Origin of the sequence: Cryobacterium sp. M25 (genome assembly GCF_002929635.1) — a bacterium.
GTDB lineage: Bacteria > Actinomycetota > Actinomycetes > Actinomycetales > Microbacteriaceae > Cryobacterium > Cryobacterium sandaracinum.
The window spans coordinates 1-26,423 of record NZ_PJJU01000056.1; the positions used below are offsets into that span (position 1 = coordinate 1).

Below are 26,423 nucleotides of genomic sequence, written 5' to 3' on the forward strand. Positions count from 1 at the left end.
GCCGCCGGGCCGAACGCCGCCGCCGGGCCGAACGCCGCCGCCGGGCCGCGTGCCGCCCGCCGCGCCGTCGACCGCGTTCCGGTAGCTGCGGGTAACCCGGCGGCCGATCCGGGTAACGATCTCGTAGTTGATCGTGCCGGCGGCGTCGGCCCAGTCGGTCGCGCTCGGCACACCGGTCTCCGGGTTGCCGAACAGTACGACCTCGTCGCCGACCGTCACGCGTTCCTGGCCGACGCTGACGACGAACTGATCCATCGCGATGCGCCCGACCAGCGGATGCGAGTGTCCAGAGATGTCGACCCACGCGGTTCCGGAGGCCTGGCGGGGCACGCCGTCCGCGTAGCCGAGTGGCACGAGGGCGAGGTAGCCGTCGACCGGTGCCCGCCACAGGTAGTCGTAGGACACCCCGGCCCCCGCAGCCACGCGGCGCACGGCGGCGACGCGCCCCCGCAGCGTCATCGCCGGGGTGAGGCCCAAATCCTGCGACGTCTGGTCCGCGAACGGCGACAGACCGTAGATGCCGATGCCCACCCGCACCATCGAGAAGCGGGCGGCCGGCACGCGCAGCGCCGCCGCGGTGGACGCCAGGTGGATCAGAGACGGGGCCAGCCCGGTGTCGGCGGCGAGAGCGACACCGCGTTCGAAGCGCTCGATCGCCTCGGCGTCGTCGACCGGGGACGCATTCGACAGGTGGCTGAAAATGCCGGTCACGGTCAGGCGGCCGGCCTGCTCGAGCTGGGCCGCCAGAGCGAACGTCTCGGCCCAGTCCGGTTCGTTCACGCCGTTGCGGTTGAGCCCGGTCTCGAGTTTGAGGTGCACGTCGGCCACGCGACCGAGAGCGGCGGCGGCCTCGGCGACCTGGCGCAGCTGCCGTGCCGAGGACAGCCCGAGGGTGATGTTCCGGGTGATGGCGACGGTGAAATCGGCATCCGGATCGTGCAGCCAGGCCAGGACGGGCGCGTCGATGCCGGCGGCCCGCAGCTCGAGCGCCTCGTCGACGTCGGCCACCCCGAGCCAGTCAGCGCCCGCGGCGAGCGCGGTGCGGGCGACCGGCACTGCCCCATGGCCGTAGGCGTTCGCCTTGACGACGGCCATCAGGTGCGGGGTGCCGGCCACCTGCCTGAGGTGCGCGACGTTGGCGTAGACCGCGCCCAGGTCGACGACGGCCTCGCGGTATCCGGTCATGCCCCGCCCTCCGCGACCACGAACGCACAGGCCACCCCGGCGTCGTGAGTCATGGTCAAGTGCACTGTGTCGATGCCGCGGGCCGTCAGTGCCGCCGCGGTAGCCCCGTGAAGCACGAATCCCGGGTTGCCGTGCGCGTCGGTCACGACGTCCATCTCCTGCCAGCTGGCGCCGGCACTGTCGCCGAGCGCTTTGATCAGTGCCTCCTTGGCCGCGAAGCGCGCGGCCAAGGAGTGCATCGGCAACCCGCGCTCGGCTTTCGTGAAGAGCCGGGGAATAAGCCCAGGCGTGCGCAAGACCTGCCGTTCGAAGCGAGCGAGGTCGACGATGTCGACCCCGATGCCCCGGATCATCCGGTCAACCCTTGCACCCTGTGCTGCACCCTCCGGCTACTCCGACTCGAGGACTGGCGCTACTCGACCGTGACGGACTTCGCCAGGTTGCGCGGCTGGTCGACGTCGAGGCCCTTCACCGTGGCGAGTTCCATGGCGAAAATCTGCAGCGGTACGACCGCGAGGATCGGTTCGAACAGCGGCGAGGCCAGCGGGATGCGGATGACGGTGTCCGCGAACGGCAGCACCGCGACATCCCCTTCTTCGGCGATCGCGATGATGCGCGCGCCGCGGGCCCGGATCTCCTGGATGTTCGAGACCACCTTGGGGTGCAGGTGCGCGGAGCCGCGTGGGCTCGGCACGACGACGAAGACCGGCTGGCCGGGCTCGATCAGCGCGATCGGGCCGTGCTTGAGCTCACCGGCGGCGAAGCCCTCCGCGTGGATGTACGCGAGCTCCTTGAGCTTGAGCGCACCCTCGAGCGCGATCGGGAAGCCCACGTGGCGGCCGAGGAAGAGCACGGCACGCGTGTCGGCCATCCAGGTGGCCAGCTCGTGCACGGTCGACTCCTGCAGCAGCGTGGTCGCCAGCTTGTCCGGGATGGCCTGGAGCTCGGCGATCTGCACGGCGCACTCGGCTTCGCTGAGGCTGCCGCGCACCCGGGCCAGGTGCAGGCCGAAGAGGTAGAGGGCGGCGATCTGGGCGGTGAAGCCCTTCGTTGAGGCCACGGCGACCTCCGGGCCGGCATGGGTGTAGATGACGGCGTCCGACTCGCGGGGGATGGTGGCACCCTGCGTGTTGCAGATCGAGATGGCCTTCGCGCCCGCTTCCCGGGCGAACTTGACCGCCATCAGCGTGTCCATGGTTTCGCCGGACTGGCTGATCGAGATGACCAGGGTCTCGGGGTTCAGCACCGGGTCGCGGTAACGGAACTCGTGGCTGAGTTCGATGTCGACCGGAACCCGGGTCCACTTCTCGATGGCGTACTTGGCGACGTAGCCGGCGTTCGCCGCGGTGCCGCAGGCGACGACCACGATGCGACGGATGCCGGCGAGCACGTCGTCTCCGAATTCGGTCAGCTCGGGAACGACGGCCTGGCCCTCATGGATGCGCCCGCGCAGGGTGTTGCGCACGGCATCCGGCTGCTCGGAGACCTCCTTGGCCATGAAGCTGGACCAGCCGCCCTTCTCGGACGCGGAGGCATCCCAGGCGATGTCGAACTCTTCCACTTCGACGGCGTTGCCGTCGAAGTCGGTCACGGTGACGAGGCCCGGCGTGATCGTGACGATCTGGTCCTGGCCGATGGCGACCGCGCGGTGGGTGTACTCGACGAAAGCGGCGACGTCGGAGCCGAGGAAGTTCTCTCCGTCGCCCAGGCCGATCACGAGCGGGGAGTTGCGGCGGGCGCCGACGACGATGCCGGGCTGGTCTTGGTGGACGGCGAGCAGGGTGAAGGCACCGTCGAGGCGGGAGACGACAGCGCGGAACGCTTCGCCCAGGTCGCCGACGCGCTGGTATTCCCGGCCGAGCAGGATCGCGGCGACCTCGGTGTCGGTCTCACTCTCGAAGGTGAATCCCTCGGCGAGGAGTTCGTCCTTGAGCACGGAGAAGTTTTCAATAATTCCGTTGTGAATAAGGGCCAGCTTGCCGTTGTCACCCAGGTGCGGGTGCGCATTCACGTCATTCGGCGCCCCGTGGGTGGCCCACCGAGTGTGTCCGATCCCGGTGTTCCCATTATTAATCGGGTTCGCCTCGAGCTCGGCGGCCAGAACGGCCAGTTTGCCCGCTCGCTTAGCGGTATTGAGAGCACCCTCGCTGTCGATGACAGCGATCCCCGCGGAGTCGTACCCCCGGTACTCGAGTCGCCGCAGACCTCCCATCAGGACCTGAACGCTCTTGTTATCTCCGACGTAACCAACGATTCCACACATGACTGCGATATTAGTCCGAGTAAGCTCGGTGAAATGTCCGATCCGGTTGCGAGTCCCTGGAACAACGGCCACAGCACTCCTTTCGTCGAACTGGACCGGGCTGACTGGGCCGCCCTCGCGCCAACCACCCGGCTTCCGCTGCGGGAGACGGAGATCGTGCAGTTGCGGGGGCTGGGTGAGCCGCTCGACCTCAATGAGGTGACGGATGTCTACTTGCCGCTCAGCCGCCTGCTCAACCTCTACGCCGCCGGTGCACGGCAGCTGCACCGCGCCACGAGCGACTTCCTCGGGGAGCGCGCCCAGCGCACGCCGTTCGTGATCGGGGTCGCCGGATCGGTCGCGGTGGGCAAGTCCACCATCGGCCGCTTGCTGAGGGAGCTGCTGGCCCGCTGGGAGGACACCCCGCGGGTCGAGTTGGTGACCACCGACGGTTTCCTGCTGCCCAACGCCGAACTCACCCGCCGGGGCCTGATGGACCGAAAAGGGTTCCCCGAGTCCTACGACCGGCGGGCCCTGCTACGCTTCGTGGCCGCGGTCAAGAGCGGTGCCGCCGAGGTGCGGTCGCCGTTCTACTCACACCTCAGCTATGACATCGTGCCCGACGCCCAGATCGTGGTGCGGCAGCCGGACATCCTGATCGTCGAGGGTCTCAACGTGCTGCAGCCGCCCGGACCGGGCCACGGCCTCGCCGTCAGCGACCTCTTCGACTTCACCGTATACGTGGACGCCCGCACGCAGGACATCGCCCGCTGGTACGAGGAGCGCTTTCTCAAGCTGCAGCGCGGCGCATTCAGCAATCCGAAGTCGTACTTCCACCGGTACGCGAGTTTGACCGAGGCCGAGGCGCGGAGCCGGGCCCGGGAAATCTGGACCGAGATCAACGAACCGAACCTGCTGCGCAACATCCGTCCGACCCGCTCTCGGGCGACCCTCGTGCTGCGCAAGGATCCGAACCACTCCGTCTCCAAGGTGCTGCTGCGCAAGGTGTGACCCGCCGTGTGTCACCGCACAGTGTGCTCCGCCGTGTGTCACCGCACAGGCACCCTCGACGTCCGGGCACCCTCGACGTCCGGGCACTCCGGCCGTGAACCAATTCGACGGAGATTTTGGCGAAAAGCCGGTTTCTCTGGCTGTTTCGGAACGATTCGGGCAAAATCTCTCCGTCGAATTCGTCAGGGGCGCGGGGCGGAGCGGGCGCGCGGGGCGCGGCCGAAAACGAGGGCGCGGGGCCCGCGGCCGAGAACGAGGGTGCGGCCGAGGGTGCGGCCGCGGCGAGAACTCTCTAGAGGGCGAGCTGCAGGCGCACGATGTCGGCCAGCTCGTTCGCGAGCCGGTCGGCGGTGCCCTGATCGGCCGCTTCGACCATGACGCGCACCATGGGCTCGGTGCCCGACGGTCGCAGCAGCACCCGTCCGGTGTCCCCGAGCTCGGCCTCAGCGGCGCGGATAGCCTCCGCGATGACCTCGTTCGATTTCAGCCCGTGATGGTCGATGCCGCGCACGTTGACCAAGATCTGCGGGTAGACCGTCATCACCGAGGCGAGCTCTGCGAGGGTCTTGCCGGTGCGTGCCATTTCGGCGACCAGGTGCAGCCCGGTCAGGATGCCGTCACCGGTCGTGGCGAACTTGGTCATGATCACATGACCGGATTGTTCACCGCCGAGGGACAGCCCGTCGACGTTGAGCTCTTCGAGCACGTACCGGTCGCCGACCTTGGCCTCGATCATGCGGATGTCGTTGGCCGCCATGGCCTTACGCAAACCGAGATTGCTCATCACCGTGGCCACGAGCGTGCGGTCCTTCAGAACCCCGCGCTCGGCCATGGAGACAGCGAGGATCGCCATGATCTGGTCACCGTCGATGATGTTGCCGTCGCGGTCGACGGCCAGGCACCGGTCCGCGTCGCCGTCGTGGGCGATTCCGACGTCGGCACCGGCCTCGAGGACGGCACGGGAGAGGTTGTCGAGGTGGGTGGAGCCCACCCCGTCGTTGATGTTGTTGCCGTCGGGGTCGGCTCCGATGACCGTGAGCGTGGCACCGGCATCCGTGAAGACCTGCGGCGATACGCCGGCGGCGGCGCCGTGCGCGCAGTCGAGCACGACGTGGATGCCGTCCAGGCGGTGCGGCAGCGTTCCGAGCAGGTGCACGACATAGCGGTCCTCGGCGTCCGCGAAGCGGCTGATGCGACCGACGTCTCCGCCGATCGGCGTGAGCATGTCGAGCGACAGGTGCTCTTCGATGCGGTCCTCAACGTCGTCGGGAAGTTTGGTTCCCCCGAAGGCAAAGAACTTGATGCCGTTGTCGGGAGCGGGGTTGTGCGAGGCGGAAATCATCACGCCGAAATCTGCGCCGATATCGGCGATCAAGAAAGCCGCGGCGGGAGTCGGAATGACGCCCGCGTCGAGCACGTCCACACCGGAGCTCGCCAGTCCGGCCGCGACCGCGGCCGAAATGAATTCACCGGAGATCCGAGGATCCCGGGCGAGCACCGCAACGGGCCGACGGCCCTCTGCGCGGCGCAACTCCGCGCGGCGGCCCTGAGTGAGGACCGCCGCACTGGCCTGGGCGAGGGCCAGAGCCAGGCCAGCCGTGAGATCACGGTTGGCCAGACCCCGGACGCCGTCCGTGCCAAATAGTCGAGGCATTTTTCTACGGTGCCAATCGACTTAACGCTTGGAGAACTGAGGAGCCTTACGGGCCTTCTTGAGTCCGGCCTTCTTACGCTCCTTGACGCGAGCGTCACGGTTGAGGAAGCCGGCCTTCTTGAGGATGGCGCGGTTGTTCTCTTCGTCGATCTGGTTCAGCGAACGCGCGATACCGAGACGCAGGGCACCGGCCTGGCCGGAGGGGCCACCACCGGTGATGCGGGCGATGACGTCGTAGCTGCCGATGAGGTCGAGCACCTTGAACGGGTCGTTGATGAGCTGCTGGTGCAGCTTGTTCGGGAAGTAGTCCCCGAATTCGCGGCCGTTGACGGTGATCGTGCCGGAGCCGGGGACGATGCGCACGCGGGCGATGGCCTGCTTGCGACGTCCGACGGCTGCGCCGGGAACATTGAGGATGGCGCGGGGCGCCTTGGTTACAGTCTCGGTCGGAGTCTCGGTCGAGTAGCTCTCCGGAGCCTGGTCAATCTGATCTGCGATTTTCGCCACGATGGTGTGAATCCTTTTTTCTTAGAATCGAAAAGTCTGGAGGCCGGCGCTACTGAGCGACCTGGGCGAGGGTGTACGGCTTCGGCTGCTGCGCAGCGTGCGGGTGCTCCGGGCCGGCGTAGACCTTGAGCTTGGCCAGCTGGGCGCGGCCGAGCGTGTTTTTCGGCAGCATGCCACGGATGGCCTTCTCAACCGCGCGGGTCGGGTGCTTCTCGAGCATCTCCGAGTAGTTGGTGGCCGTGAGGCCGCCCGGGTAACCGGAGTGGCGGTAGGCCATCTTCAGGTCGAGCTTCTTGCCGGTAAGGGCAATCTTCTCGGCGTTGATGATGATGACGAAGTCGCCCATATCCATGTGGGGAGAGAACGTTGCCTTGTGCTTCCCGCGAAGGAGAATGGCGGCGTGGCTGGCAAGACGACCGAGCACGATATCTGTGGCGTCGATGACGACCCAGTCGTGCTGGACTTCGCTTGCCTTGGGAGTGTAAGTGCGCGTCACTATTGAGCTGCTTTCTTGTTCGAACGGAGGTGTTCGTGAATCCCGCTCCGGGTGTGTTCCCAGAGAGGGAACACGATCGATGGAGGGCTCACGTTCGTGTGTCTGGCTGCAACGCACAGACACCAAGGAATAACACTAACGCCGTCGGCCCGGCAGCGCAATTCAACCATTACTCGGTGTCGTCGATGAGCTCCCGGCGCGCGCGCGTTTCGCGGGCCCGCAGGGCGAGCAGTTCGTCGGCCGGATAGCCGACCTGAAGCAGCGTGAGACCCTGGGCGGGCATCACCTTGAACTCGCTGGTGCGGGCCCGCTCGATCCGGAGGTCGACCAGGCGGTCCCCGGACAGCCGCCCCTCCCCCACCGCGACGCAGGCCCCGACCAGCGCGCGCACCATGCTGTGGCAGAAGGCGTCAGCCTGAACGGATGCGACGAGCACACCATCCGGATCGCGGTACCAGCGGAACTCCTGCAGGGTGCGGATCGTGGTGGCCCCGGGCCGCGGCTTGCAGTAGGTGGCGAAGTCGTGCAGGCCGATCAGCGTCGCGGCAGCCGCGTCCATGGCGTCCACGTCGAGGGCGAAGCCGTGCCAGGTGGTGCGGAACCGCTGCAGCGGGTCGTGCCCGACGACGGAGTCGGCGATCCGGTACTCGTAGCGCCGGTAAAGCGCGGAGAACCGGGCGTCGAACCCGGGCGGGGCGAGCACGGAGGATGTGATCACGATTTCGGGCTGGGTGACGAGGATGCCGCTGAGCCGCCGCTGCACCATGACCGCCAGGGGCGTCGGGGGCCGCCCCTTGCCGCGGGAGATGCGCACGAGGCCGTCGGCCTGGTCGGGGTTCAGATCGAAGTGGGCGACCTGCCCGGTCGCGTGCACACCGGCATCCGTTCTCCCGGCCACGGTCAGGATCGGGGTCGGCGGGTGGCTGTGCAGGATGCCGGCCAGCCCGGCCTCGATCTGACCCTGCACGGTGCGGAGGCCCGGCTGCGTCGCCCAGCCGCTCATGCCGGTGCCGTCATAGGCGATGTCGAGCCTGATCCGGGTGGTACCCGCTGCTTGGGTCTCGTCGGGCGCCGGGGGAAGAATCACGGGGGTAAGTGTACGGTCCGGTCCGGGTTATCGTAGAACCCGGACTTCGGTCCCCACCTGTCATGAAAATCTGCCGCCCCCGCCCTCTGACGCTCATCCGGACTCCGTGAACGTGCCCACCAAACGCCTGGCCGGTCTCGACGGCCTGCGTGGCATCGCCGTCGTTCTGGTCGTGGTGTTCCACTTCTTCCCCGCGGTCCTTCCCGGCGGATTCATCGGGGTCGACGTCTTCTTCGTGATCAGCGGGTTCCTGATCACGGGCCTCCTCATCACCGAACGGGACGAAACCTCGCGGATCGCGCTCGGTCGATTCTGGAAACGGCGGGCGCTGCGCCTGGTGCCGCCACTGGTCCCGCTGGTGCTGATCCTGTGCACTGCCGCCTGGCTGATCGGCGGTGACGTGCTGGTGGGCCTCGGCTGGCAGCTGCTCGGCGCGATCACCTTCGGCTACAACTGGGTGTCGATCGCCGGGTCGGCGAGTTACTTCAGCGCCACGGCGCCGGAACTGTTCCGCAACCTGTGGTCGCTGGCGGTGGAGGAGCAGTTCTACCTGGTCTGGCCGTTCGCTCTCCTCGGCCTGCTGCTGGTGAGAAGCGGCCGGCTTCGCCTGGCACTCGTCGCCGGCCTGGCCTTGGCCTCTGCCGTCTGGATGGGGCTACTGTACGACCCCGCCGACCCCACCCGGGTGTACTACGGCTCGGACACGCACAGCTTCGGGCTCTTCACCGGTGCCGCGCTCGCGCTGCTGCTGCGCCGTTCGGGCCTTCCGGGCGGCACGGCACCCCGCCTCGCCGCCCTGCGCGACCGCTGGCGGCCGTGGCTGGGTCGGCTCGCCCTGGCCGGGGTTCTGGCGGCGGCGTTCGCCCTGCCCGACACCGGCCTGGCGACCTATCGAGGCGGACTGATGCTGGTGAGCCTGCTGACCGCGGTCGTGATCTGGGCGGCCGTGCGCGGGCCAGGCTTCGGCCAGGCGCTGGACACCGCGCCGCTGCGCTACCTGGGTGAACGCTCCTACGGCATCTATCTGTGGCACTGGCCGGTGCTCGTGCTCGCCCAGGGGGCGTGGCCGGCGGCCGCCGCGTCGCCGACCGTGCTGACGAGCATCGGAGTCGGGGTGCTGGCGGGCGCGCTGACGCTGCTGGCGGCCGGTGGATCGTACCGCTGGCTGGAACTTCCCGTGCGCACGAAGGGGGTGCGCGGCAGCATCCGTCGCCTGCGGCAGAGCACGAGCGGCGCGCGCACGATCCGCATGCCCGGCAGGCTCGTCTGGTTCGGCCTGTTCGGCGCCGCCGCGCTGTTTCTGGCGACCGGCACGACCGCGGCGCTGCTCACCGCTCCCGCCCAGACGAGCGCCCAGAGCGAGATCGAACGCGGCCAGAAGGCACTGGATGCTGCGCAGCGGCAGGCCGTGCAGAACGCACGGCGCGCGTCCCGGCCGGCCGTCAGCGCCATTGAACGCGCGGCGCCCGGGGACCTGATCACGGCCGTGGGCGACTCGGTGATGCTCGCCTCGGCCCCCGAGCTGCAGGCCGGCTTCCCGGGGATCGCGATCGATGCCACCGTCTCACGGGGCATGGGGGCTGCCCCCGACATCCTGGCCACCCAAGCCGAGGCCGGCACGCTCCGGCCGGTGGTCGTCGTGGGCCTCGGCACCAACGGGCCGATCCGTTCGAGTCAGCTGGCGGCCATCCGCGCGGTGATCGGCCCGGACCGGGAGCTGATCCTGGTTACTGCCTTCGCCGAACGTGACTGGACGGCCGGGGTCAACGCCAGCCTGGCCGAGTACGCGGCCCGGCACCGCACGGTCGAGCTGGCCGATTGGAGCACGGCGATCGCCTCGCACACGGATGTGCTCGCAAACGACAACATCCATCCCGGTCCGGCCGGCGGTCGGATCTATGCCGACGTCATCCGGGCCGCTCTGGAGCGGCTGGCCGAGCCGCCGCCGCAGCCGGGCCTCGAGGCGTATCGCCTGCCCGACCCTGCCGGGTCACCCTCTTTCCAGCCGCCGCTGCTGCCGTGACCAAGGCCGGGTCGACGGGTCGGCGGGTGCGGATCCCGGGTGGGACTAGACCTCAATGGTGAAGGCGAGACTGCGGGTGGTGGGCGTGAAACCCATGCCGAGGTACAGGTTCAGCGCGCCGGTCGGACTTTCGGAGTCGACGACCAGGGTCGCCCGGGCCAGACCCTCGGTGCGTGCGGCATGCAGATGCGTGCCGAGCAGGGTCCGCGCGATGTGTTTGCCCCGCCATCCGTCGATGACGCCGACGAGGTCGACGTGGCTGCCGGTGTAGCCCTGGTTCAGCCAGTCGTCCTCGTTGACCGTGGCCAGGGTGAAGCCCACGACCTTCGGGGTGCCGTCGGGGCCGGCCGCGAGGGCCAGGTATGAGAGGTCGGGGCGGAATTTGCGACTCGTCACGAAGGAGTCCCAAGCATCGTCGCTCATCGGTTGGCTGGCCCAGTGATCCCGGAACGACGAGTCGCGCGCTTCGTGAACGGCCGCAGAGAGCTCCGAGGTAAACCGGATGACGCGGATGTCAACCGGAAGGTCGATCTCGGGGATCGGCTCGTCGAGGCGCCGCTCGAGGGACTGGAAGTACCGGGCGCATTCCATGCCGAGGCGCCGGAACAGACGGGTGCTGCGGTACGCGGTCTCGTCGGTGTAGGCGAGGATCCAGCGTGGAACCGAGGGATCGTCGGTGGCGAGCTGCTGCTCGGCCCGGCCCAGCTGCCACGCGAGCAGCTCGCGGCCGATTCCGCGTCCGCGGTAGTCGGGGTGCACCCCGCCGATCAGGATCGCGCGGGCCAGCGTCTCGCGCGGCGGCGCCATCACCATCCCCATCGCCACGAGGGTGCCGTCGGCGGCGAACCCGATCAGGGAATCCCGCTCCGGATGGAAGTACGACAGACCGAAGTCCCGCTCGATTCCCTCCCGCGTCGTCAGGTGGTACGGATGGTCTGCCTTGCCGACCGCTCGGGTGAACTGCCACAGGTCGTCGGCGTCCGACACCGTTGCCGGACGCCACCGGGCGATCTCAGGGTGGGCGGGCCCCGGCGCGTCGGGCGGCAGGGCTGCACGCCGACGCGGGCCCTGATTCTGGGTTCCGGTCAGGCGTTCCATGGCCAATATCGTAGCCGGGGCCCCGCGAGGGCGCTAGCCCGTCGCCGGGGCACAAAGAGAGGGGCCCGACCGAAGTCGGGCCCCTCTCAATTCAACACAGCGATTCAGTTGAGCCGATACAGCGCAGGGTGCTTACTTGGATTCCTCAGCGGCAGCGACATCATCTTCGACGACGTCAGCTTCGACAGCAGCATCCTCGACGACGACCTCGGCCGGAGCCTCGGCAACGGGCGCTGCCGCGGCGGGCTTGGAAGCAGCCTTGGCGGAGGAGCGCTTGACCTTCGGGGTGACGGGCTCGAGAACGAGCTCCATCTGCACCATCGAAGCGTTGTCGCCCTTGCGGAAGCCGAGCTTCGTAATGCGGGTGTAACCGCCCTCACGAAGGGCAACCTGAGGTGCGATCTCGGTGAAGAGCTCGTGCACGACGGTCTTGTCGCCGATGGTGGCGAGCACGCGACGACGGGCGTGCAGGTCACCCTTCTTTGCGAAGGTGATCAGTCGCTCGGCGACCGGACGCAGGCGCTTGGCGCGCGTCTCGGTCGTCTTGATGGACTTGTGGGTGAATAGGGATGCGGCCAGGTTGGCGAGCATGAGGCGCTCGTGGGCCGGTCCGCCTCCGAGGCGGGCTCCCTTAGTGGGCGTAGGCATTGGTTATCTCCAGTATCAAAGTCGAAAGTCAGTCTGAACGACTGCTTTAGATGGTTTCTTCGTCGTAGCCGCTGTAGAAGTGGGCGCCGTCGAATCCGGGCACCGAGTCCTTCAAGGACAGGCCGAGCTCAACGAGCTTGTCCTTGACCTCATCCACCGACTTCTGTCCGAAGTTGCGGATGTTCATCAGCTGGGTCTCCGAGAGGGCGACCAGTTCGCTGATGTTGTTGATGCCCTCGCGCTTGAGGCAGTTGTACGAGCGAACCGACAGATCGAGGTCTTCGATCGGAATCGACAGCTCGGTCGACAGCACGGCATCGACCGGCGCGGGGCCGATTTCGATGCCCTCGGCGGCGGTGTTCAGCTCACGGGCCAGACCGAACAACTCGGTCAGCGTACGACCGGCGGATGCGATGGCGTCGCGAGGCGAAATCGCCGACTTGGTCTCCACGTCAACGACGAGGCGGTCGAAGTCGGTGCGCTCACCGGCACGAGTTGCCTCGACGCGGTAGGTCACCTTGAGCACGGGCGAGTAGATCGAGTCGACCGGAATCTGGCCGGCCTCAGAGTACTCGTTGCGGTTCTGGGTGGCCGACACGTAGCCGCGGCCGCGTTCGATGGTCAGTTCGAGTTCGAACTTGGCCTTGTCGTTCAGCGTGGCGATGACCAGCTCGGGGTTGTGCACCTCGACACCGGCCGGAGCCGAGATGTCGGCGGCCGTGACCTGGCCGGCACCCTGCTTGCGCAGGTACGCGGTGATGGGCTCGTCGTGCTCGCTGGAGATGACGAGGCCCTTGATGTTGAGGATGATCTCGGTGACGTCTTCCTTGACACCGGGAACGGTGCTGAACTCGTGCAGCACACCGTCGATCCGGATGCTGGTGACAGCCGCTCCGGGGATCGATGACAGGAGTGTGCGGCGCATCGAGTTGCCGAGGGTGTAACCGAAACCAGGCTCAAGAGGTTCGATGACGAACCTGGATCGGAACTCCGAGATGTTCTCTTCGGTGAGCGTGGGGCGCTGTGCAATAAGCACTGTTGATTCCTTTCGGCTAAGTGTCCGCTATATGACACTTGCGTGGCGAGGTTTTGAGTTGTGTGTCTCTCGACAAGCCCGACAATCGAGCACATCGTCGAACGAGGGAGGGGTGATGCCCCACGACCCGCCACAGCCGGGCCCGTCTTGTGACGGGCCCGGCCGATGGCGAGATGCCGGTTGGTTAGACGCGACGACGCTTGGGCGGACGGCATCCGTTGTGCGCCTGGGGGGTGACGTCGTTGATCGAACCGACCTCGAGGCCGGCGGCCTGGAGCGAACGGATCGCGGTCTCGCGGCCCGATCCCGGTCCCTTGACGAAGACGTCAACCTTCTTCATGCCGTGCTCCTGCGCCTGGCGGGCAGCCGACTCGGCAGCCAGCTGCGCGGCGAACGGGGTCGACTTGCGCGAACCCTTGAAGCCGACTCCACCCGAGGACGCCCAGCTGATGACCGCACCGGTGGTGTCAGTGATCGAGACGATGGTGTTGTTGAAGGTACTCTTGATGTGGGCCTGGCCCACAGCGACGTTCTTCTTTTCTTTCTTGCGCGGCTTCCGAACGGCCGACTTTGGTGCTGCCATGAATTTCTCCTGAATCCTAAAGGCGAGACGGGCCAGGCCGAGGCCTAGCGCGCCTTCTTCTTGCCGGCTACGGTGCGCTTCGGGCCCTTGCGGGTGCGAGCGTTGGTCTTGGTGCGCTGGCCACGAACGGGCAGGCCCTTGCGGTGGCGGATGCCCTCGTAGCTGCCGATCTCGACCTTGCGGCGGATGTCAGCGGCAACCTCACGGCGGAGGTCACCCTCAACCTTGAAGGTTCCTTCGATGTAGTCACGGAGTGCGACGAGCTGCTCGTCACTCAGGTCCTTGACTCGGATGTTTCCATCGATTTCAGTGTCGGCGAGGGTCTTGAGTGCCCTCGTGCGGCCAACACCAAAGATGTAAGTCAGTGCAACTTCCACGCGCTTATCGCGAGGAATATCAACGCCGGCTAGACGTGCCATTGTGGCTTCTCCTGTATATGAGTGGAGGTCTGTGACAGTGCCTGTTCATCGGCCTCCAACCGATGGTGTCCCCCCGAAGGGTTCCCGGCACTGCTATTTTCTGTATTCAGTTGCATCTCGACCGACTCGACCGTGATCGAGCCTGTCGAGATCAGCCCTGACGCTGCTTGTGACGAGGGTTCTCGCAGATGACCATCACGTTGCCATTACGGCGGATGACCTTGCACTTGTCGCAGATCTTCTTGACGCTGGGCTTGACCTTCATGGTGTGTCCTTGTATTCGCTGTCTTCGTACCCCAGGAACGCCTCGGGCCGTTACTTACAGCACTCTCTACTTGTAGCGGTAAACGATCCGGCCGCGAGTCAGGTCGTACGGGCTCAGCTCCACGATCACACGATCCTCCGGGAGGATACGGATGTAGTGCTGACGCATCTTGCCTGAAATGTGGGCAAGAACTTTGTGGCCGTTGCTCAACTCGACGCGAAACATCGCGTTGGGAAGAGCTTCGACTACCGCGCCCTCGATTTCGATGACACCGTCTTTTTTGGCCATAACTCACTATCGCTAGGGTATTGATTGCTGGTCGTGCGTGGATTGTGGTGCACTGATACGCCGCATACGTGCGCACAAGACACCAAGGATTAACTCTATGGTACGGAGTTGCCTTTTGGCAATTCTTCCCTATAATCCCTCGCGGGATTCTCCGCTCAGAGGGCCTTCTGCACCGCGGCCACGACCAGGACCACGTCGGCGAACAGCGGATGCGCGGCGTCCAGGCCGCACACCGACGCGGTGAACGATTCGGCCGTCTCGGCGCGCAGCATCCGTTGCAGCAGGGCGCTCTGCTCATCGTCTGCGACGTCGAACCGGAGTGCGGCTTCGACGGCTGCGAGCAGCGCGACCGGGCGGGTGCCGTGTTCGGCGATCTCGGCGGCAGGGCCGATGAACCGTTCGTGGCGGCTGAGCTTGCGCAGCGGCTGGCGGCCGACGCGCTCTACCGTGTCGGGCAGGGACGGGTTGGCGAAGCGCACCAGGATCTTCTCCCGGTAGGCGCGCTGGGCGTCCACGTCGAGGCCGTGCTTGGCCACGAGCAGGGTCGAGGTTTCCTCGAGCACCGCTCGGACGCCGTCCAGCACCGCCGGCACCAGGAGCGCGTCGGAGATCTTGGAAGCCCCGGCGACACCGCCGAGGTAGGCGACGGTCGCGTGTCCGGTATTCACCGTGAACAGCTTGCGCTCGATGTAGGGCGCGAGATTGTCGACGAAAGTCGCACCCGGGATGACCGGCACGGCGCCGTTGAAGGCGCCCTGCTCGATGACCCACTCGTAGAAGGCCTCGACGGTTACGTCGATGCCGTCGTCCTCGGCCTGGCCGGGCACGATGCGGTCGACTGCCGTGTTGGCGAAGACGACGCGCTCGGCCACAGCCGCTCGCTCCGGCTCCGGCACGTTGGCCCAGATCTGTTCGGCGAGGACATCCGTGGCGTTGATGGCGTTCTCGCACGCCATCACGGCCAGGGGCGGCAACTCGGCCGACCGCCGCCCCAGTCCGGCCGCGATGACCGGTGCCACGAAGCGGAGGACGGTGGGGCCGACCGCGGTGGTGACGATATCGGCCGTCGCGATCTCGTCGATCAGTGCGGCCTCATCCGTGGCGCTGTTGATGGCCCGGAAAGTGTCGACCACGCGGGTGGTCGACACTTCCCCTGCCTCGTGCACGGCGTAGCTGCCGGCAGCCTGCAAAGCGTCGATCAGGGAGACATTCACATCGGCGAAGACAACCTCGTATCCGGCATCGTGAAGCAGGAGGCCGACAAATCCGCGGCCGATGTTCCCTGCACCGAAGTGAATGGCCTTCATTCTGCGTTTACCTCCTCGAGGAGCATGAAGATGTCCTCTGCTGTGACGGCGTCAATCAATTTCTGCACTTCGTCCTCGTCCGAGAAGACGATCGCGATCTTCTGCAGGATTTCGAGGTGCTCATTGTTGAGCCCCGCGATCCCGACGGCGAAACGCACCTGCTGGCCGTTCCAATCGATCGGTTCGGCGTAACGCACGAGCGACAGGGCCGACCGGACGATCGACTCCTTGGCGTCGTTGGTCCCGTGCGGGATCGCCAGGAAATTTCCCATGTAGGTCGACACGCTGGCTTCGCGGTCGAACATCGAGTCGACGTAGTCTTCGCGCACGGCGCCTGCGGTTACGAGCAGGGCGCCGGCCTCACGGATTGCGTCGAACTTCGTGGTGGCCGACCCCGCGGCCACGACGTTGCCCAGTTCCAGAATGCGGTCGGTCATCGCGCTACCTCCTCGGCCGCCTGGCCCTGAATCAGGGCGACGACGTCATCGTATTTCGGGCTGTTCATGAAATTCTCGACCGAGACATGCGTCGAGTCAGGAGACTTCGACTGGGCCCGGGCGGTCAGGTCCTGGTGCGTGATGACCAGGTCGGCCGTGCCGTCGAGGTTCGCGATCGCCTGGTTGGTCACGGTGATGCCGTCGAGACCGGCCTTCTTGATCTTGTTGCGCAGCACCGAAGCGCCCATGGCGCTGGAGCCCATTCCGGCGTCGCACGCGAAGATGATGTTCTTCACACGGCGAGCGGTGGTGGCCGAAGTTCCGGAGGCTCCGAGGCCGCCGAGGATGGTGCTGGCCTTGCCCTTGTTTGCTTCGGTCTTGGCGATGGCCTCGGCCATGTCACCGGTATCGCCGGCGGTCAGGTCGCGCTTGCGGCTGGCACGGAGGATGACGGCTGCGATCAGGAATGACACCGTGGCGGCGCCGATGACGGAGAGGATGACGCCGACGTAGCTGCCCGGGGCGGTCTGGATCAGGATAGCGATGATGCTGCCGGGTGAGGCTGGGGCGCGCAGGCCGGTTGCGAAGGCCACGTTGATGGCGACACCGGTCATGCCGCCGCCGACTGCGGCGAGGAGCAGTGCCGGCTTCATCAGCACGTACGGGAAGTAGATCTCGTGGATGCCGCCGAAGAAGTGGATGATGATGGCGCCCGGTGCGCTGGCCCGTGCGATGCCGACTCCGAAGAAGGAGAAGGCGAGCAGGATGCCCAAGCCGGGGCCGGGGTTCGCCTCGAGCAGGAACAGCACCGACTGGCCGTTTTCAGCAACCTGCTGCACACCGATCGGCGTGAGCACGCCATGGTTGATGGCGTTGTTGAGGAACAGGATCTTGCCGGGCTCGATGAAGATGCTGGCGATGGGCAGCAGGCTGTTGGAGACGAGCCAGTCGACGATCATCTCGAGGAAATTGCTGATCCCGGTCACGAGCGGGGCGATTCCGAAGAACGCACCCAGCGCGAGGATCATGCCGAGGATGCCGGACGCGAAGTTGTCGACCAGCATCTCGAACCCGGGCTTGATCTTGCCGGCCCAGAGGCTGTCAAGCTTCTTCAGGAGGTACGCGGATCCCGGGCCGACGATCATGGCGCCGATGAACATCGGGATCTCGCTGCCCACGATGACACCCATGGTCGCGATCGAGGCGATGACCGCACCACGCGTTCCGTAGACCATCCGGCCACCGGTGTTGGCGATCAGGAGCGGCAGCAAGTACACGATCATCGGTCCGACGAGCGTTTCCAAGGTCGCGTTCGGGGTCCAACCGGTCGGAATGAAAAATGCGGTGATCAATCCCCACGCGATGAATGCAGGGATGTTGGGCATGACCATTCCGCTGAGGAAGGTTCCGAAGCGCTGAACGTGCACACGGGTTCCTCCGCTCTTGGTCTTGGTAGCTGACGTCGTCGTCATTTCTCTGCCTTTCGTAGGGATGCGATGAGGAGTTGCCCCGTCACGTTGCGACTTATTCAAGTCTGACCAAGGTGGTCGTGCGGGGCCACCAGAGACTTTTCCGCACCCCCGGAAATCTCGTGGCAGAGATCCGGCCGGGAGCGGCGTGGGAGACTTGCTTTTTACTTGGGAGTTTCATGCGATGAGCGACAAACAGACACGGATGCTGGATTTTCTGTCGCAGACACCGGCCTGGGTTACCGCCGGCGAGCTTGCCGACCTCCTGGGCGTCACGCCCCGGACCGTGCGCAGCTACGTCACGAACCTGAAACTGGCCGCCGGGCCGCTCGAGATCATCGAGTCGGGGCCGGCCGGGTACCGGCTGGACCTCGAGGCGTTCGCCATGTTCCGCGCCAGGGGGCGCATTCACTCGGACGAAGCCGAGACCCCGACGGATCGCCTTTACACTTTGGTGCGCCGGCTCACGGAGTCCCACGAGGGGCTCGACGTCTACGCTCTGTCCGCCGAGCTGTTCGTCAGTGACTCCACGATCGACTCCGACCTGACCAAGGTGCGGCAGCTACTGCCCGCCACCGGGCTCACGCTCACCCGCCACGGCAGCGTGGTCACGCTCGCCGGCTCCGAGACCGACCGGCGGAGGCTGCTCAGCCGGCTGTTCCGCGAGGAGAGTTCGCGCGGTCTGCTCGAACTCGAGGCGATCCAGCGCGAGTTCGCCTCCGAGAGCCTCGGAGAGTTCAAGACGGATCTGATCGCGATGCTCGACTCGCAGGGGTATTTCGTCAACGAGTACGGCACCAACGACGTTCTACTCCATGTCGCCATCGCCATCGACCGGGTCACGAGGCGCACCTCCCCCGTGGTGGCCGAGACCGCGGCATCCGTCGGCTCCCCCGACGCGATGACCCTTGCCCTCTCCGGGCTGATCGTGCGCCACTTCCACGTCGAACTGGGTGCCGGTGACCTCGGCTACATCGCACTCCTGCTCAAGACCCGGGTGATCACACCCGGGCAGGACCAGCCGGCGCAGGTTCTGATCGAGAGCTTCGTCCGCCCCGAAGATCTCGACGCCGTGCGCCGGATCGTCGGCCAGGCCGGGGACGAGTTCCTGCTGGACCTCGCGGAGGAGAACTTCATCGTGAGGCTCACGCTGCACGTGCGCAACCTGATCAACCGGGCGACAGACCGCTCGTACTCGCACAACCCGCTCACCCGGTCGATCAAGACGTCCTACCCGATGATCTATGAGGTCGCCGTCTACATCGCCAGCCAGTTGCAGCGGCAGGAGCAGATCGTGATCAACGACGATGAGATCGCGTACATCGCGATGCACGTCGGTGCCCACCTTCAGCAGCAGTCCCGGCGCGAGGACCTGGTCACGTGCGCTCTGATCTGCCCGAACTATTACGACATGCACGTGCTGCTGCGCGAACGGATCGAGCGGGTCCTCGGTGACGAGCTCGAAGTTGTGTCGGTGGTCACCCGCAGCGACGTCGACTGGAAGGCCCTGGACGCGAAACTCGTGCTCTCCACCATCGAACCGCAGTCGCCGGCCGAGGCCGTCATCGTGATCCAGCCGTTCCTGACCGAGGCCGACATCGACCGCGTGCGGAAGGCCGCCAGCCGCATCCGTCGTCTTCGCCGTCGCGCCGATCTCAAGGACGAGCTGCTGCAGTTCTTCGACGAGTCTCTGTTCGCGCACAACTTCCACGCCGCTGACGAGACCGCGATGATCCGCGCTCTCGGCGAACGGATGATCGCACACGGCGATATCGACGAGAGCTACATCGACGGCGCGATCGAGCGCGAGCTCATGTCGTCGACGGCGTTCACGGACAACGTGGCGGTGCCGCACTCGATGTCGATGACGGCAATCCGTACCTCGATCGCCGTCGTGATCAACGACACGCCCATGGCGTGGGGCGAGAACCGCGTCAACGTGGTGGCGATGGTCGCTTTCAGCGCCGCCGGGCGCAAGAGCTTCCAAACCGTCTTCGACCAGTTCGTGGAGGTCTTCTCAGACCGGGCCGACGTGCAGCGGCTGGTCAAGCGGTCGGTGGACTTCGCATCCTTCATCGACGAGCTCGTGCACCTGATGGACCAGTAGGCCACCGGTCGGGCTACTTCTTCGTTTCAGCCCAGTCACGCGTCTTGTACGCATAGATCGCGGCATCGAGCGCTTCGTCGCCGTTCTGCGAGGCGAAGACGGTCTCCTCCAGCAGGGCGATGCCGACCCCGGCGTGCACGGCCTGAAGGCGGATCTTCTCAAACCGGGGTGCCAGGTGGGGACCCACCAGAAGCACGTCGACCGCGCCGAGGGAGGCCGGCAGATCCGATTCGCTCCCCGCGAAGACGTGGACATCCAGACCGCGGGCCGCGGCGGTGTGCCGAACCCTATGCGCAACAAAGGCACTGGAGGCGCCAGCACCGCAGACGATGAGAATCTTCATGGAATCGCTCTTTCCCTGAGCCGCGACGGACGGTTTGCCCTCTCCTCCATCCTCCCGCCTCCGGAGTCCCGGAGAGACCAGATCCCCTCCCCCGAGCGCGGCTGGTTCGGGCCGTGTGCGGCTCCGCGAGCGGGTCCCGATTGCCGCGGGTGAGGAGCGATCGCGGGTGGCGGGTGAGTGGCGATAGGTCCATTTCTCGGACAGGCGAGAAGTTGACCGCGGCGCGGGGTGGATGCGCGCTGCAACCGCCGTCTCGTTCAAGTCCGGGGCCCGGGATCAACTCGCCCCGAACGAATTCGACGGAGATTCTGCCCAAAACACCGCTTTCGGGCACGAAAACGGGTGTTTGACCCAAAATCTCCGTCGAATTGGTTTGGCATCGGGCACGACGTTTCGCGTGCGGAACGGCGTCCACGCAGTACGGTGAGATCCGACGTTCCGAGTGCGGCTGGTTCGGGCCGTGTGCGGCTACGGGAGCGGAACGGGCGTGATGCCGAGCGGCGCCAGCCCCGCAGCGCCGCCGTCGGCGGCGGTGAGCACCCAGATGCCGTCCTTGTGCACGGCCACGCTGTGCTCCCAGTGCGCGGCGGCCAGGCCGTCTCTGGTGGCGACGGTCCAGTCGTCGTCGCGCACGAACGTCTCGATGGATCCCATGACGACCATGGGCTCGATCGCGATCACGAGACCGGGCTTCACGTCCGGACCCTTCTGGCGCACGCGATAGTTGAACACGGGCGGGGCCTCGTGCATGGACCGGCCGATGCCGTGACCGACATAGTCGGTGAGGATTCCGTAGTCCCCCTGAGACTCGACGTAGTCCTCGATGGCATCGCCGACCTCGTTGAGGTGACGCGCCACCGCGAGCCGGGCGATCCCGTGCCACAGCGACTGCTCCGTGACGTGCGACAGTTTCTCGCGCTCGGCGACGACCTCGGGCCGGGCCGGGTCCGGAATCACGAAGGAGAAGGCCGCGTCGCCGTTCCAGCCGTCGATGATGGCACCGCTGTCGATCGACACGATGTCGCCGGCGGCGAGCACGCGAGCCCCCGGGATGCCGTGCACGACATCCTCGTTGACGGACGCGCAGACCGTGTGGTGGTAGCCCTGCTCCAGCTTGAAGTTCGGCAGGCCGCCCCGAGCCACGATGGCCGCCTCGGCGGCCGCGTCGAGCTCGAGGGTGGTCGCACCGACCCGGATGGCCGCCCGGGCCGCATCCAGGGATGCGGCCGTGGCCAGTCCGGGCACGATCATCAACCGCATCTGCGCCGGCGACTTGTAGATGGATCGTCGAAGGCTCATGGTGAAGATCTCTGCAAACTGCTGAGGACGCGCACGCTGGGCGTGCACGACCGGGTTAGGAGGCGCTGGCTGCGTCTCCGCTGGTGACGGGCACGCTGGTGACGGGCACGCTGGTGACGGGCACGCTGGTGACGGGCACGCTGGTGACGGGCACGGAGAGTCCGCGCCCGGTCAGTGCCGCAAGGATGCGCCCGGTCACCTCGTCGACGGCGCCGAGGCCGTCGACCGTGACCACGAGACCGCGGGAGGAGTAAACGTCGATCAGAGGAGATGTCTGCTCCTCGTAGACGGAGAGGCGGTGCCGGATGACGTCAGCGGTGTCGTCCGCACGCCCCTGCTCGGCGGCACGCTTGAGGAGTCGGGCGACGACCTCTTCGGTGTCGGCCACGATCAGCACGACGGCGTCGAGTGCGTCACCGTCGGCCTCCAGCAACCGGTCCAGTTCCAGAACCTGCTCCTGCGTGCGCGGGTAGCCGTCCAGCAGGAATCCCTTGGTGGCGTCGGGCTGCTGCAACCTATCGGACACGATCGCGTTGGTGAGGGAATCAGGCACGTACGCACCGGCATCCATGAACGCCTTGACTTGAAGACCCAGCTCGGTGTCGTTCTTCACGTTGAAGCGGAAGATGTCACCGGTGGAGATGGCCGGAACGTCGAAGGCCGAGGACAGGCGCTCGGCCTGAGTTCCCTTGCCCGCGCCGGGCGGGCCGATCAGCAGCAAACGGGTCATCGGAGAAGCCCTTCGTAGTGGCGCTGCTGGAGTTGTGCGTCGATCTGTTTGACCGTCTCGAGTCCGACACCGACCACGATCAGGATGCTGGCGCCACCGAACGGGAAGTTCTGGTCGGCTCCGATCGCGGAGAACGCGATCAGCGGCAGCAGGGCGATCAGGCCCAGGTACAGGGCACCGGGCAGCGTCACCCGGGTGAGAACGAAGTCCAGGTACTCGGCGGTCGGACGACCGGCACGTATGCCCGGGATGAATCCGCCGTACTTCTTCATGTTGTCGGCGACCTCTTCGGGGTTGAAGGTGATCGCGACATAGAAGTAGGTGAATCCGACGATGAGGAGGAAGTACAGCGCCATGTAGAGCGGATCGTTGCCCTGCGTGAGGTTGTTGGTGACCCAGGTGACCCACGCTGCCGGCGCCTGTCCGGCCGCCGGCTGGTTGAACTGCGCGATCAGGGCCGGAAGGTACAGCAGTGACGACGCGAAAATGACGGGCACGACGCCGGCCATGTTCACCTTGATCGGGATATACGTGTTGTTCCCGCCGTAGGTGCGGCGTCCGACCATCCGTTTGGCGTACTGCACCGGGATGCGACGCTGGGACTGCTCGACGAAGACCACGGCGGCGACCACGACCAGACCGACCGCGATCACGATCATCAGGATGTCGAGGCCCTTCTGCTGCCCGATGGAGGCGAGCGATCCCGGAAAGAGGGCTGCGATCGAGGTGAAGATCAACAGTGACATGCCGTTGCCGATGCCGCGCTCGGTGATGAGCTCACCCATCCACATGATCAGGCCGGTGCCGGCGGTCATGGTGATGACCATGAGCATGATGGCGTACCAGGCGTCGTTGGTGAGCAGCTGCGAGCACTCGGCGCTGGCGGAAGTGCCGTAGAGCGCTCCGCTGCGGGCCACCGTGATCAGCGTCGTCGACTGAAGGATCGCGAGGGCGATGGTGAGGTACCGAGTGTACTGGGTGAGCGTGCCCTGTCCGGACGCGCCTTCCTTGTGCAGTGTCTCAAAATGTGGGATGACCACGCGCAGGAGCTGCACGATGATCGAGGCCGTGATGTACGGCATGATGCCGAGCGCGAAGACCGACAGTTGCAGCAGGGCGCCGCCGCTGAAGAGGTTGACGAGCTCATAGAGGCCGCTGGCGTCCTGGTTCGCCGCCAGACACGATTGAACGTTTCCGAAGTCGACGAAGGGGGCAGGGATGAACGAGCCCAGTCGGAACAGGGCAACGATACCCAGGCTGAACCCGATTTTCCTGCGCAGGTCGGGTGTGCGGAATATCCGCGCGATGGCGCTGAACACAATGCCTCCAGTTAATAACGTGAAAAACGAGCTTGTCGAGACCAGCATCGAAAGATTTCGATTGGTGGCCTCGACAAGCTCGCTCAGCGTCTACGGACTTACTTGATTGAGCCACCCGCAGCGACGATCTTCTGCTCTGCTGAGCCGGAGACCTTATCCACTGCAATGTTCAGCTTAACCGCAATGTCACCATTGCCGAGAACCTTGACCTTCTCGTTGTCGCGAACGGCACCCTTGGCGACCAGGTCGGCGATGGTCACATCGCCGCCGTTCGGGTAAAGCTCGGCGAGCTTCTCGAGGTTGACGACCTGGTACTCGACGCGGAACGGGTTCTTGAACCCGCGCAGCTTCGGAGTACGCATGTGCAGCGGCATCTGGCCACCCTCGAACCCGATGCGCACGTTGTAGCGCGCCTTCGTACCCTTGGTTCCACGGCCGGCGGTCTTACCCTTGGATCCTTCACCACGACCGACACGCATGCGCGACTTCTTGGCTCCTGGGGCGGGGCGAAGGTGGTGAACCTTCAGAACCTGCTCGCGCTTCTCGGTCGGAGCAGCCTTCACTGCGACCTTGGCGGAGGCAGCCTTCTTGGGGGCTGCCTTCTGTGCAGTGGCGGGCTTGGCGGCTGCCGTGGCAGCTTCCTTCTCGTCAGCCATTAGTCAATCTCCTCGACCTTTACGAGGTGAGCAACGGTGTTGACGTAGCCACGGTTCTGCGAGTTGTCCTCGCGAATCGTGACTGCGCCAATGCGCTTGAGACCCAGGCTGCGAAGCGTGTCGCGCTGGTTCTGCTTCTCACTAATTTTGGACTTGATCTGTGTCACTTTGAGGCGAGCCATCAGGCACCTGCCTTTGCTGCCGCTGCAGCTGCTGCTGCGGCGGCGTCGGCACGCAGGAAGCGCGCCGGAGCGACGTCTTCGTACGCGAGGCCACGACGAGCCGCAACTGCACGCGGCTCTTCGAGCTGGTGCAGGGCCTCGACCGTGGCGTGAACGATGTTGATGGTGTTCGACGAACCGAGCGACTTGCTGAGGACATCGTGGATGCCCGCGCACTCGAGAACGGCGCGCACCGGGCCACCGGCGATAACGCCGGTACCGGCGGCGGCGGGACGCAGCAGGACGACGCCGGCTGCGGCTTCACCCTGCACGGGGTGCGGGATCGTCAAACCGACGCGGGGAACGCGGAAGAAGTTCTTCTTCGCTTCTTCGACGCCCTTGGAAATGGCGGTCGGCACCTCGCGGGCCTTGCCGTATCCAACGCCGACGAGGCCGTTTCCGTCACCGACGACGACGAGAGCGGTGAAGCTGAAGCGACGACCACCCTTCACCACCTTGGAAACGCGGTTGATGGTGACGACGCGCTCCAGGAACTGGCTCTTGTCGGCATCGCGGCTTCCGCGGTCCTTGTTCGGGTTGCGCTCACGACCGCCACGACGAGCCTCACGAGGCTCGTTCTGGGCAGGTGCCGTTGAGGCAGCGGTTTCGACGGGTGCCTCTGCGGCCACCACGGTCCCCTTGGTTGCTGTGCTAGCGGTTTCAGTGCTCACAGGTTCAATCCACCCTCTCGAGCTCCATCGGCGATCGCAGCAACGCGTCCTGCGTACTTGCTTCCGCCACGGTCAAATACGACGGCGTCGATGCCGGCGGCCTTCGCACGCTCGGCGACGAGTTCGCCGACCTTGCGGGCCTTGGCGGTCTTGTCACCATCGAAGGTGCGCAGACCGTCTTCGAGCGTGGACGCCGAAGCAAGGGTGAAACCCTTGCTGTCATCGACGACCTGCACGAACACGTGGCGAGCCGAACGGGTCACGACGAGACGCGGACGAAGCGCGGTCCCCTCGATCTTTTTGCGAAGACGTGTATGCCTGCGTCCGCGGGCAGCGGCCTTGCTCTTACCTCTAGTTCCGAGACCCATGGTTACTTACCACTCTTTCCGGCCTTGCGGCGAACAATCTCGCCGGCGTAACGCACACCCTTGCCCTTGTAGGGCTCCGGCTTGCGAATCTTACGGATGTTGGCGGCGACCTCGCCGACAGCCTGCTTGTCGATGCCACCGACCGTGAGGCGGTTGACGCTCTCCACGGTGAGGGTGATGCCGGCAGGTGCCTCGACGAGGACCGGGTGCGAGAAGCCGAGGGCGAACTCGATCGAGCTGCCCTTCTGGGCGACGCGGTAACCGGTACCGACGATCTCGAGAGACTTGGTGTAACCCACCGTCACCCCGATGATCTGGTTTGCGATCAGCGTGCGAGTCAGACCGTGCAGCGAACGCGAGTTGCGCTCGTCGTTCGGGCGTGTGACGACGACGTGGCCGTCCTCGATCTTGACCTCGATGGGGTTCGCGACGGTGAGCGCGAGCTCGCCCTTCGGACCCTTGACGTTGACGCGCTGGCCTTCAGTGGCGACCGTGACATCCGCGGGAATCGGGATGGGAAGTCTTCCAATACGTGACATTGTCGGCTACCACACGTAGGCGAGAACTTCTCCGCCTACGCCCTTCTTCTCAGCCTGGCGGTCGGTGAGCAGACCGCTGGAGGTGGACAGGATGGCAACGCCGAGACCACCGAGAACGGTGGGGATTTCGGTCGACTTTGCGTACACGCGCAGGCCGGGCTTGGAAACCCGCTTGATGCCGACGATGGAACGCTCGCGGTTCGGACCGAACTTGAGGTTGAGCGTGAGGGTCTTGCCGACCACTGCATCCTTGACATCCCACGCCGAGATGTAACCCTGGGCCTTGAGAATGTCTGCGATGTTCGCTTTGAGCTTGCTGTGCGGCATGGACACGGTGTCGTGGAACGCCGAGTTAGCGTTGCGCAGTCTGGTCAGCATGTCTGCGACCGGATCTGTCATTGTCATTTGTGGTGCC

30 protein-coding genes are annotated in these 26,423 nt (G+C 65.9%); 3 read left to right on the plus strand and 27 right to left on the minus strand.

The window, feature by feature from the left end:
* From alr to glmS, 3 genes are all read right to left on the minus strand, one after another.
* A partial coding sequence (alr, locus tag CXY81_RS11905) for an alanine racemase (RefSeq protein WP_104194959.1) occupies positions 1 to 1,185 on the minus strand: 1,185 nt, incomplete at its 3' end.
* Positions 1,182 to 1,538, minus strand: a complete 357-nt coding sequence (locus tag CXY81_RS11910) for a holo-ACP synthase (protein WP_104194960.1) — start codon at positions 1,536 to 1,538, stop codon at positions 1,182 to 1,184. The genes alr and CXY81_RS11910, both read right to left, overlap by 4 nt.
* A 59-nt stretch (positions 1,539 to 1,597) precedes the next feature.
* Positions 1,598 to 3,448: a glutamine--fructose-6-phosphate transaminase (isomerizing) gene (gene glmS, locus CXY81_RS11915; RefSeq protein WP_104194961.1), complete on the minus strand. Its 1,851-nt coding sequence runs from the start codon at positions 3,446 to 3,448 to the stop codon at positions 1,598 to 1,600.
* 33 nt (positions 3,449 to 3,481) lie between these two features.
* Here glmS and coaA point away from each other — a divergent pair, with 33 nt between their 5' ends.
* Positions 3,482 to 4,438 (plus strand): type I pantothenate kinase, encoded by a 957-nt coding sequence (gene coaA, locus CXY81_RS11920; RefSeq protein ID WP_104171774.1) that lies wholly within the window; start codon positions 3,482 to 3,484, stop codon positions 4,436 to 4,438.
* A 292-nt stretch (positions 4,439 to 4,730) separates the two neighbouring features.
* Here the strand turns inward: coaA and glmM are convergent, their stop codons facing one another.
* From glmM to CXY81_RS11940, 4 genes are all read right to left on the minus strand, one after another.
* Positions 4,731 to 6,092 (minus strand): phosphoglucosamine mutase, encoded by a 1,362-nt coding sequence (gene glmM / locus CXY81_RS11925; RefSeq protein ID WP_104100938.1) that lies wholly within the window; start codon positions 6,090 to 6,092, stop codon positions 4,731 to 4,733.
* Positions 6,093 to 6,113: 21 nt separating this feature from the next.
* Complete coding sequence (gene rpsI, locus CXY81_RS11930; RefSeq protein WP_104100939.1) at positions 6,114 to 6,599, minus strand: 30S ribosomal protein S9; 486 nt, start codon at positions 6,597 to 6,599, stop codon at positions 6,114 to 6,116.
* Positions 6,600 to 6,648: 49 nt separating this feature from the next.
* Positions 6,649 to 7,095, minus strand: coding sequence for a 50S ribosomal protein L13 (gene rplM / locus CXY81_RS11935; protein WP_104100940.1), 447 nt, complete (start codon positions 7,093 to 7,095; stop codon positions 6,649 to 6,651).
* Between the two features lie 169 nt (positions 7,096 to 7,264).
* Positions 7,265 to 8,098: a tRNA pseudouridine(38-40) synthase TruA gene (locus CXY81_RS11940; protein WP_104171773.1), complete on the minus strand. Its 834-nt coding sequence runs from the start codon at positions 8,096 to 8,098 to the stop codon at positions 7,265 to 7,267.
* A gap of 190 nt (positions 8,099 to 8,288) precedes the next feature.
* Between CXY81_RS11940 and CXY81_RS11945 the strand changes: the two genes are divergently transcribed.
* Entirely contained in the window at positions 8,289 to 10,205 is a 1,917-nt protein-coding gene (locus CXY81_RS11945) for an acyltransferase family protein (RefSeq protein ID WP_233194146.1), read from the plus strand.
* 45 nt (positions 10,206 to 10,250) lie between these two features.
* On the opposite strand, the gene CXY81_RS11950 is transcribed toward CXY81_RS11945, so the two are convergent.
* The 10 genes from CXY81_RS11950 to CXY81_RS11995 form a co-directional block, all read right to left on the minus strand.
* Positions 10,251 to 11,303 carry a GNAT family N-acetyltransferase gene (locus tag CXY81_RS11950; protein ID WP_104194962.1) on the minus strand — a complete coding sequence of 351 codons (1,053 nt, stop codon included), beginning with the start codon at positions 11,301 to 11,303 and terminating at the stop codon, positions 10,251 to 10,253.
* Positions 11,304 to 11,435: 132 nt separating this feature from the next.
* The gene (gene rplQ, locus CXY81_RS11955) at positions 11,436 to 11,951 is read right to left on the minus strand and encodes a 50S ribosomal protein L17 (RefSeq protein WP_104171770.1); all 516 of its coding nucleotides are present in this window, start codon (positions 11,949 to 11,951) and stop codon (positions 11,436 to 11,438) included.
* Positions 11,952 to 11,997: 46 nt separating this feature from the next.
* Positions 11,998 to 12,987 (minus strand): DNA-directed RNA polymerase subunit alpha, encoded by a 990-nt coding sequence (locus CXY81_RS11960; protein ID WP_104171769.1) that lies wholly within the window; start codon positions 12,985 to 12,987, stop codon positions 11,998 to 12,000.
* Positions 12,988 to 13,171: 184 nt separating this feature from the next.
* A complete protein-coding gene (rpsK, locus tag CXY81_RS11965) occupies positions 13,172 to 13,570 on the minus strand; it encodes a 30S ribosomal protein S11 (protein ID WP_022883249.1) in 399 nt (132 codons plus the stop codon).
* A 44-nt stretch (positions 13,571 to 13,614) separates the two neighbouring features.
* A complete protein-coding gene (rpsM, locus tag CXY81_RS11970; protein WP_104100946.1) occupies positions 13,615 to 13,989 on the minus strand; it encodes a 30S ribosomal protein S13 in 375 nt (124 codons plus the stop codon).
* Positions 13,990 to 14,140: 151 nt separating this feature from the next.
* Positions 14,141 to 14,254, minus strand: coding sequence for a 50S ribosomal protein L36 (gene rpmJ / locus CXY81_RS11975; protein ID WP_035834639.1), 114 nt, complete (start codon positions 14,252 to 14,254; stop codon positions 14,141 to 14,143).
* 66 nt (positions 14,255 to 14,320) lie between these two features.
* Positions 14,321 to 14,542, minus strand: a complete 222-nt coding sequence (gene infA / locus CXY81_RS11980; protein WP_055965022.1) for a translation initiation factor IF-1 — start codon at positions 14,540 to 14,542, stop codon at positions 14,321 to 14,323.
* A gap of 155 nt (positions 14,543 to 14,697) precedes the next feature.
* A complete protein-coding gene (locus tag CXY81_RS11985) occupies positions 14,698 to 15,849 on the minus strand; it encodes a mannitol-1-phosphate 5-dehydrogenase (protein WP_104171768.1) in 1,152 nt (383 codons plus the stop codon).
* Complete coding sequence (locus tag CXY81_RS11990; RefSeq protein ID WP_104194963.1) at positions 15,846 to 16,286, minus strand: PTS sugar transporter subunit IIA; 441 nt, start codon at positions 16,284 to 16,286, stop codon at positions 15,846 to 15,848. Before CXY81_RS11990 ends, CXY81_RS11985 begins: the two co-directional genes overlap by 4 nt.
* Positions 16,283 to 17,758, minus strand: a complete 1,476-nt coding sequence (locus tag CXY81_RS11995; RefSeq protein WP_104171766.1) for a PTS mannitol transporter subunit IICB — start codon at positions 17,756 to 17,758, stop codon at positions 16,283 to 16,285. Before CXY81_RS11995 ends, CXY81_RS11990 begins: the two co-directional genes overlap by 4 nt.
* Before the next feature lie 181 nt (positions 17,759 to 17,939).
* On the opposite strand from CXY81_RS11995, the gene CXY81_RS12000 reads away from it, so the two are divergent.
* Positions 17,940 to 19,862 carry a transcription antiterminator gene (locus tag CXY81_RS12000; protein WP_104194964.1) on the plus strand — a complete coding sequence of 641 codons (1,923 nt, stop codon included), beginning with the start codon at positions 17,940 to 17,942 and terminating at the stop codon, positions 19,860 to 19,862.
* Positions 19,863 to 19,875: 13 nt separating this feature from the next.
* Here CXY81_RS12000 and CXY81_RS12005 read toward each other — a convergent pair whose 3' ends face one another.
* The 10 genes from CXY81_RS12005 to rpsH form a co-directional block, all read right to left on the minus strand.
* A complete protein-coding gene (locus CXY81_RS12005; protein WP_104194965.1) occupies positions 19,876 to 20,205 on the minus strand; it encodes a PTS sugar transporter subunit IIB in 330 nt (109 codons plus the stop codon).
* A 468-nt stretch (positions 20,206 to 20,673) separates the two neighbouring features.
* The gene (map, locus tag CXY81_RS12010; RefSeq protein ID WP_104195087.1) at positions 20,674 to 21,504 is read right to left on the minus strand and encodes a type I methionyl aminopeptidase; all 831 of its coding nucleotides are present in this window, start codon (positions 21,502 to 21,504) and stop codon (positions 20,674 to 20,676) included.
* A gap of 55 nt (positions 21,505 to 21,559) precedes the next feature.
* Positions 21,560 to 22,234, minus strand: a complete 675-nt coding sequence (locus tag CXY81_RS12015) for an adenylate kinase (protein WP_104194966.1) — start codon at positions 22,232 to 22,234, stop codon at positions 21,560 to 21,562.
* A complete protein-coding gene (gene secY, locus CXY81_RS12020) occupies positions 22,231 to 23,553 on the minus strand; it encodes a preprotein translocase subunit SecY (RefSeq protein WP_104171762.1) in 1,323 nt (440 codons plus the stop codon). Before secY ends, CXY81_RS12015 begins: the two co-directional genes overlap by 4 nt.
* Positions 23,554 to 23,651: 98 nt before the next feature.
* Positions 23,652 to 24,209, minus strand: coding sequence for a 50S ribosomal protein L15 (rplO, locus tag CXY81_RS12025; RefSeq protein ID WP_104100954.1), 558 nt, complete (start codon positions 24,207 to 24,209; stop codon positions 23,652 to 23,654).
* The gene (rpmD, locus tag CXY81_RS12030; protein WP_174235710.1) at positions 24,209 to 24,391 is read right to left on the minus strand and encodes a 50S ribosomal protein L30; all 183 of its coding nucleotides are present in this window, start codon (positions 24,389 to 24,391) and stop codon (positions 24,209 to 24,211) included. Before rpmD ends, rplO begins: the two co-directional genes overlap by 1 nt.
* On the minus strand, positions 24,391 to 25,062 hold the full coding sequence (gene rpsE, locus CXY81_RS12035; RefSeq protein ID WP_104101028.1) for a 30S ribosomal protein S5: 672 nt from the start codon (positions 25,060 to 25,062) through the stop codon (positions 24,391 to 24,393). The genes rpmD and rpsE overlap by 1 nt, the downstream gene beginning before the upstream one ends.
* A gap of 35 nt (positions 25,063 to 25,097) precedes the next feature.
* A complete protein-coding gene (gene rplR / locus CXY81_RS12040; RefSeq protein WP_104171761.1) occupies positions 25,098 to 25,469 on the minus strand; it encodes a 50S ribosomal protein L18 in 372 nt (123 codons plus the stop codon).
* A 2-nt stretch (positions 25,470 to 25,471) separates the two neighbouring features.
* The gene (gene rplF / locus CXY81_RS12045; protein ID WP_104100956.1) at positions 25,472 to 26,008 is read right to left on the minus strand and encodes a 50S ribosomal protein L6; all 537 of its coding nucleotides are present in this window, start codon (positions 26,006 to 26,008) and stop codon (positions 25,472 to 25,474) included.
* A gap of 6 nt (positions 26,009 to 26,014) precedes the next feature.
* Complete coding sequence (gene rpsH / locus CXY81_RS12050) at positions 26,015 to 26,413, minus strand: 30S ribosomal protein S8 (protein ID WP_104100957.1); 399 nt, start codon at positions 26,411 to 26,413, stop codon at positions 26,015 to 26,017.
* Between the last annotated feature and the right edge of the window lie 10 nt (positions 26,414 to 26,423).

What these genes read in the sequence shown, in the direction of transcription:
- CXY81_RS12005 (WP_104194965.1), bottom strand. Translation starts at nt 20,205, where the DNA reads ATGAAGATTCTCATCGTCTGCGGTGCTGGCGCCTCCAGTGCCTTTGTT.
- coaA (WP_104171774.1), top strand. Translation starts at nt 3,482, where the DNA reads ATGTCCGATCCGGTTGCGAGTCCCTGGAACAACGGCCACAGCACTCCT.
- rpsM (WP_104100946.1), bottom strand. Translation starts at nt 13,989, where the DNA reads ATGGCACGTCTAGCCGGCGTTGATATTCCTCGCGATAAGCGCGTGGAA.
- CXY81_RS12000 (WP_104194964.1), top strand. Translation starts at nt 17,940, where the DNA reads ATGAGCGACAAACAGACACGGATGCTGGATTTTCTGTCGCAGACACCG.
- CXY81_RS11950 (WP_104194962.1), bottom strand. Translation starts at nt 11,303, where the DNA reads ATGGAACGCCTGACCGGAACCCAGAATCAGGGCCCGCGTCGGCGTGCA.
- CXY81_RS12015 (WP_104194966.1), bottom strand. Translation starts at nt 22,234, where the DNA reads ATGACCCGTTTGCTGCTGATCGGCCCGCCCGGCGCGGGCAAGGGAACT.
- glmM (WP_104100938.1), bottom strand. Translation starts at nt 6,092, where the DNA reads ATGCCTCGACTATTTGGCACGGACGGCGTCCGGGGTCTGGCCAACCGT.
- CXY81_RS11995 (WP_104171766.1), bottom strand. Translation starts at nt 17,758, where the DNA reads ATGACGACGACGTCAGCTACCAAGACCAAGAGCGGAGGAACCCGTGTG.
- rplR (WP_104171761.1), bottom strand. Translation starts at nt 25,469, where the DNA reads ATGGGTCTCGGAACTAGAGGTAAGAGCAAGGCCGCTGCCCGCGGACGC.
- CXY81_RS11985 (WP_104171768.1), bottom strand. Translation starts at nt 15,849, where the DNA reads ATGAAGGCCATTCACTTCGGTGCAGGGAACATCGGCCGCGGATTTGTC.
- CXY81_RS11910 (WP_104194960.1), bottom strand. Translation starts at nt 1,538, where the DNA reads ATGATCCGGGGCATCGGGGTCGACATCGTCGACCTCGCTCGCTTCGAA.
- rplF (WP_104100956.1), bottom strand. Translation starts at nt 26,008, where the DNA reads ATGTCACGTATTGGAAGACTTCCCATCCCGATTCCCGCGGATGTCACG.
- infA (WP_055965022.1), bottom strand. Translation starts at nt 14,542, where the DNA reads ATGGCCAAAAAAGACGGTGTCATCGAAATCGAGGGCGCGGTAGTCGAA.
- rpmJ (WP_035834639.1), bottom strand. Translation starts at nt 14,254, where the DNA reads ATGAAGGTCAAGCCCAGCGTCAAGAAGATCTGCGACAAGTGCAAGGTC.
- rpsK (WP_022883249.1), bottom strand. Translation starts at nt 13,570, where the DNA reads ATGGCAGCACCAAAGTCGGCCGTTCGGAAGCCGCGCAAGAAAGAAAAG.
- rpmD (WP_174235710.1), bottom strand. Translation starts at nt 24,391, where the DNA reads ATGGCTCGCCTCAAAGTGACACAGATCAAGTCCAAAATTAGTGAGAAG.
- rplQ (WP_104171770.1), bottom strand. Translation starts at nt 11,951, where the DNA reads ATGCCTACGCCCACTAAGGGAGCCCGCCTCGGAGGCGGACCGGCCCAC.
- glmS (WP_104194961.1), bottom strand. Translation starts at nt 3,448, where the DNA reads ATGTGTGGAATCGTTGGTTACGTCGGAGATAACAAGAGCGTTCAGGTC.
- rplO (WP_104100954.1), bottom strand. Translation starts at nt 24,209, where the DNA reads ATGGCTGACGAGAAGGAAGCTGCCACGGCAGCCGCCAAGCCCGCCACT.
- CXY81_RS11990 (WP_104194963.1), bottom strand. Translation starts at nt 16,286, where the DNA reads ATGACCGACCGCATTCTGGAACTGGGCAACGTCGTGGCCGCGGGGTCG.
- map (WP_104195087.1), bottom strand. Translation starts at nt 21,504, where the DNA reads ATGAGCCTTCGACGATCCATCTACAAGTCGCCGGCGCAGATGCGGTTG.
- CXY81_RS11940 (WP_104171773.1), bottom strand. Translation starts at nt 8,098, where the DNA reads ATGAGCGGCTGGGCGACGCAGCCGGGCCTCCGCACCGTGCAGGGTCAG.
- rpsH (WP_104100957.1), bottom strand. Translation starts at nt 26,413, where the DNA reads ATGACAATGACAGATCCGGTCGCAGACATGCTGACCAGACTGCGCAAC.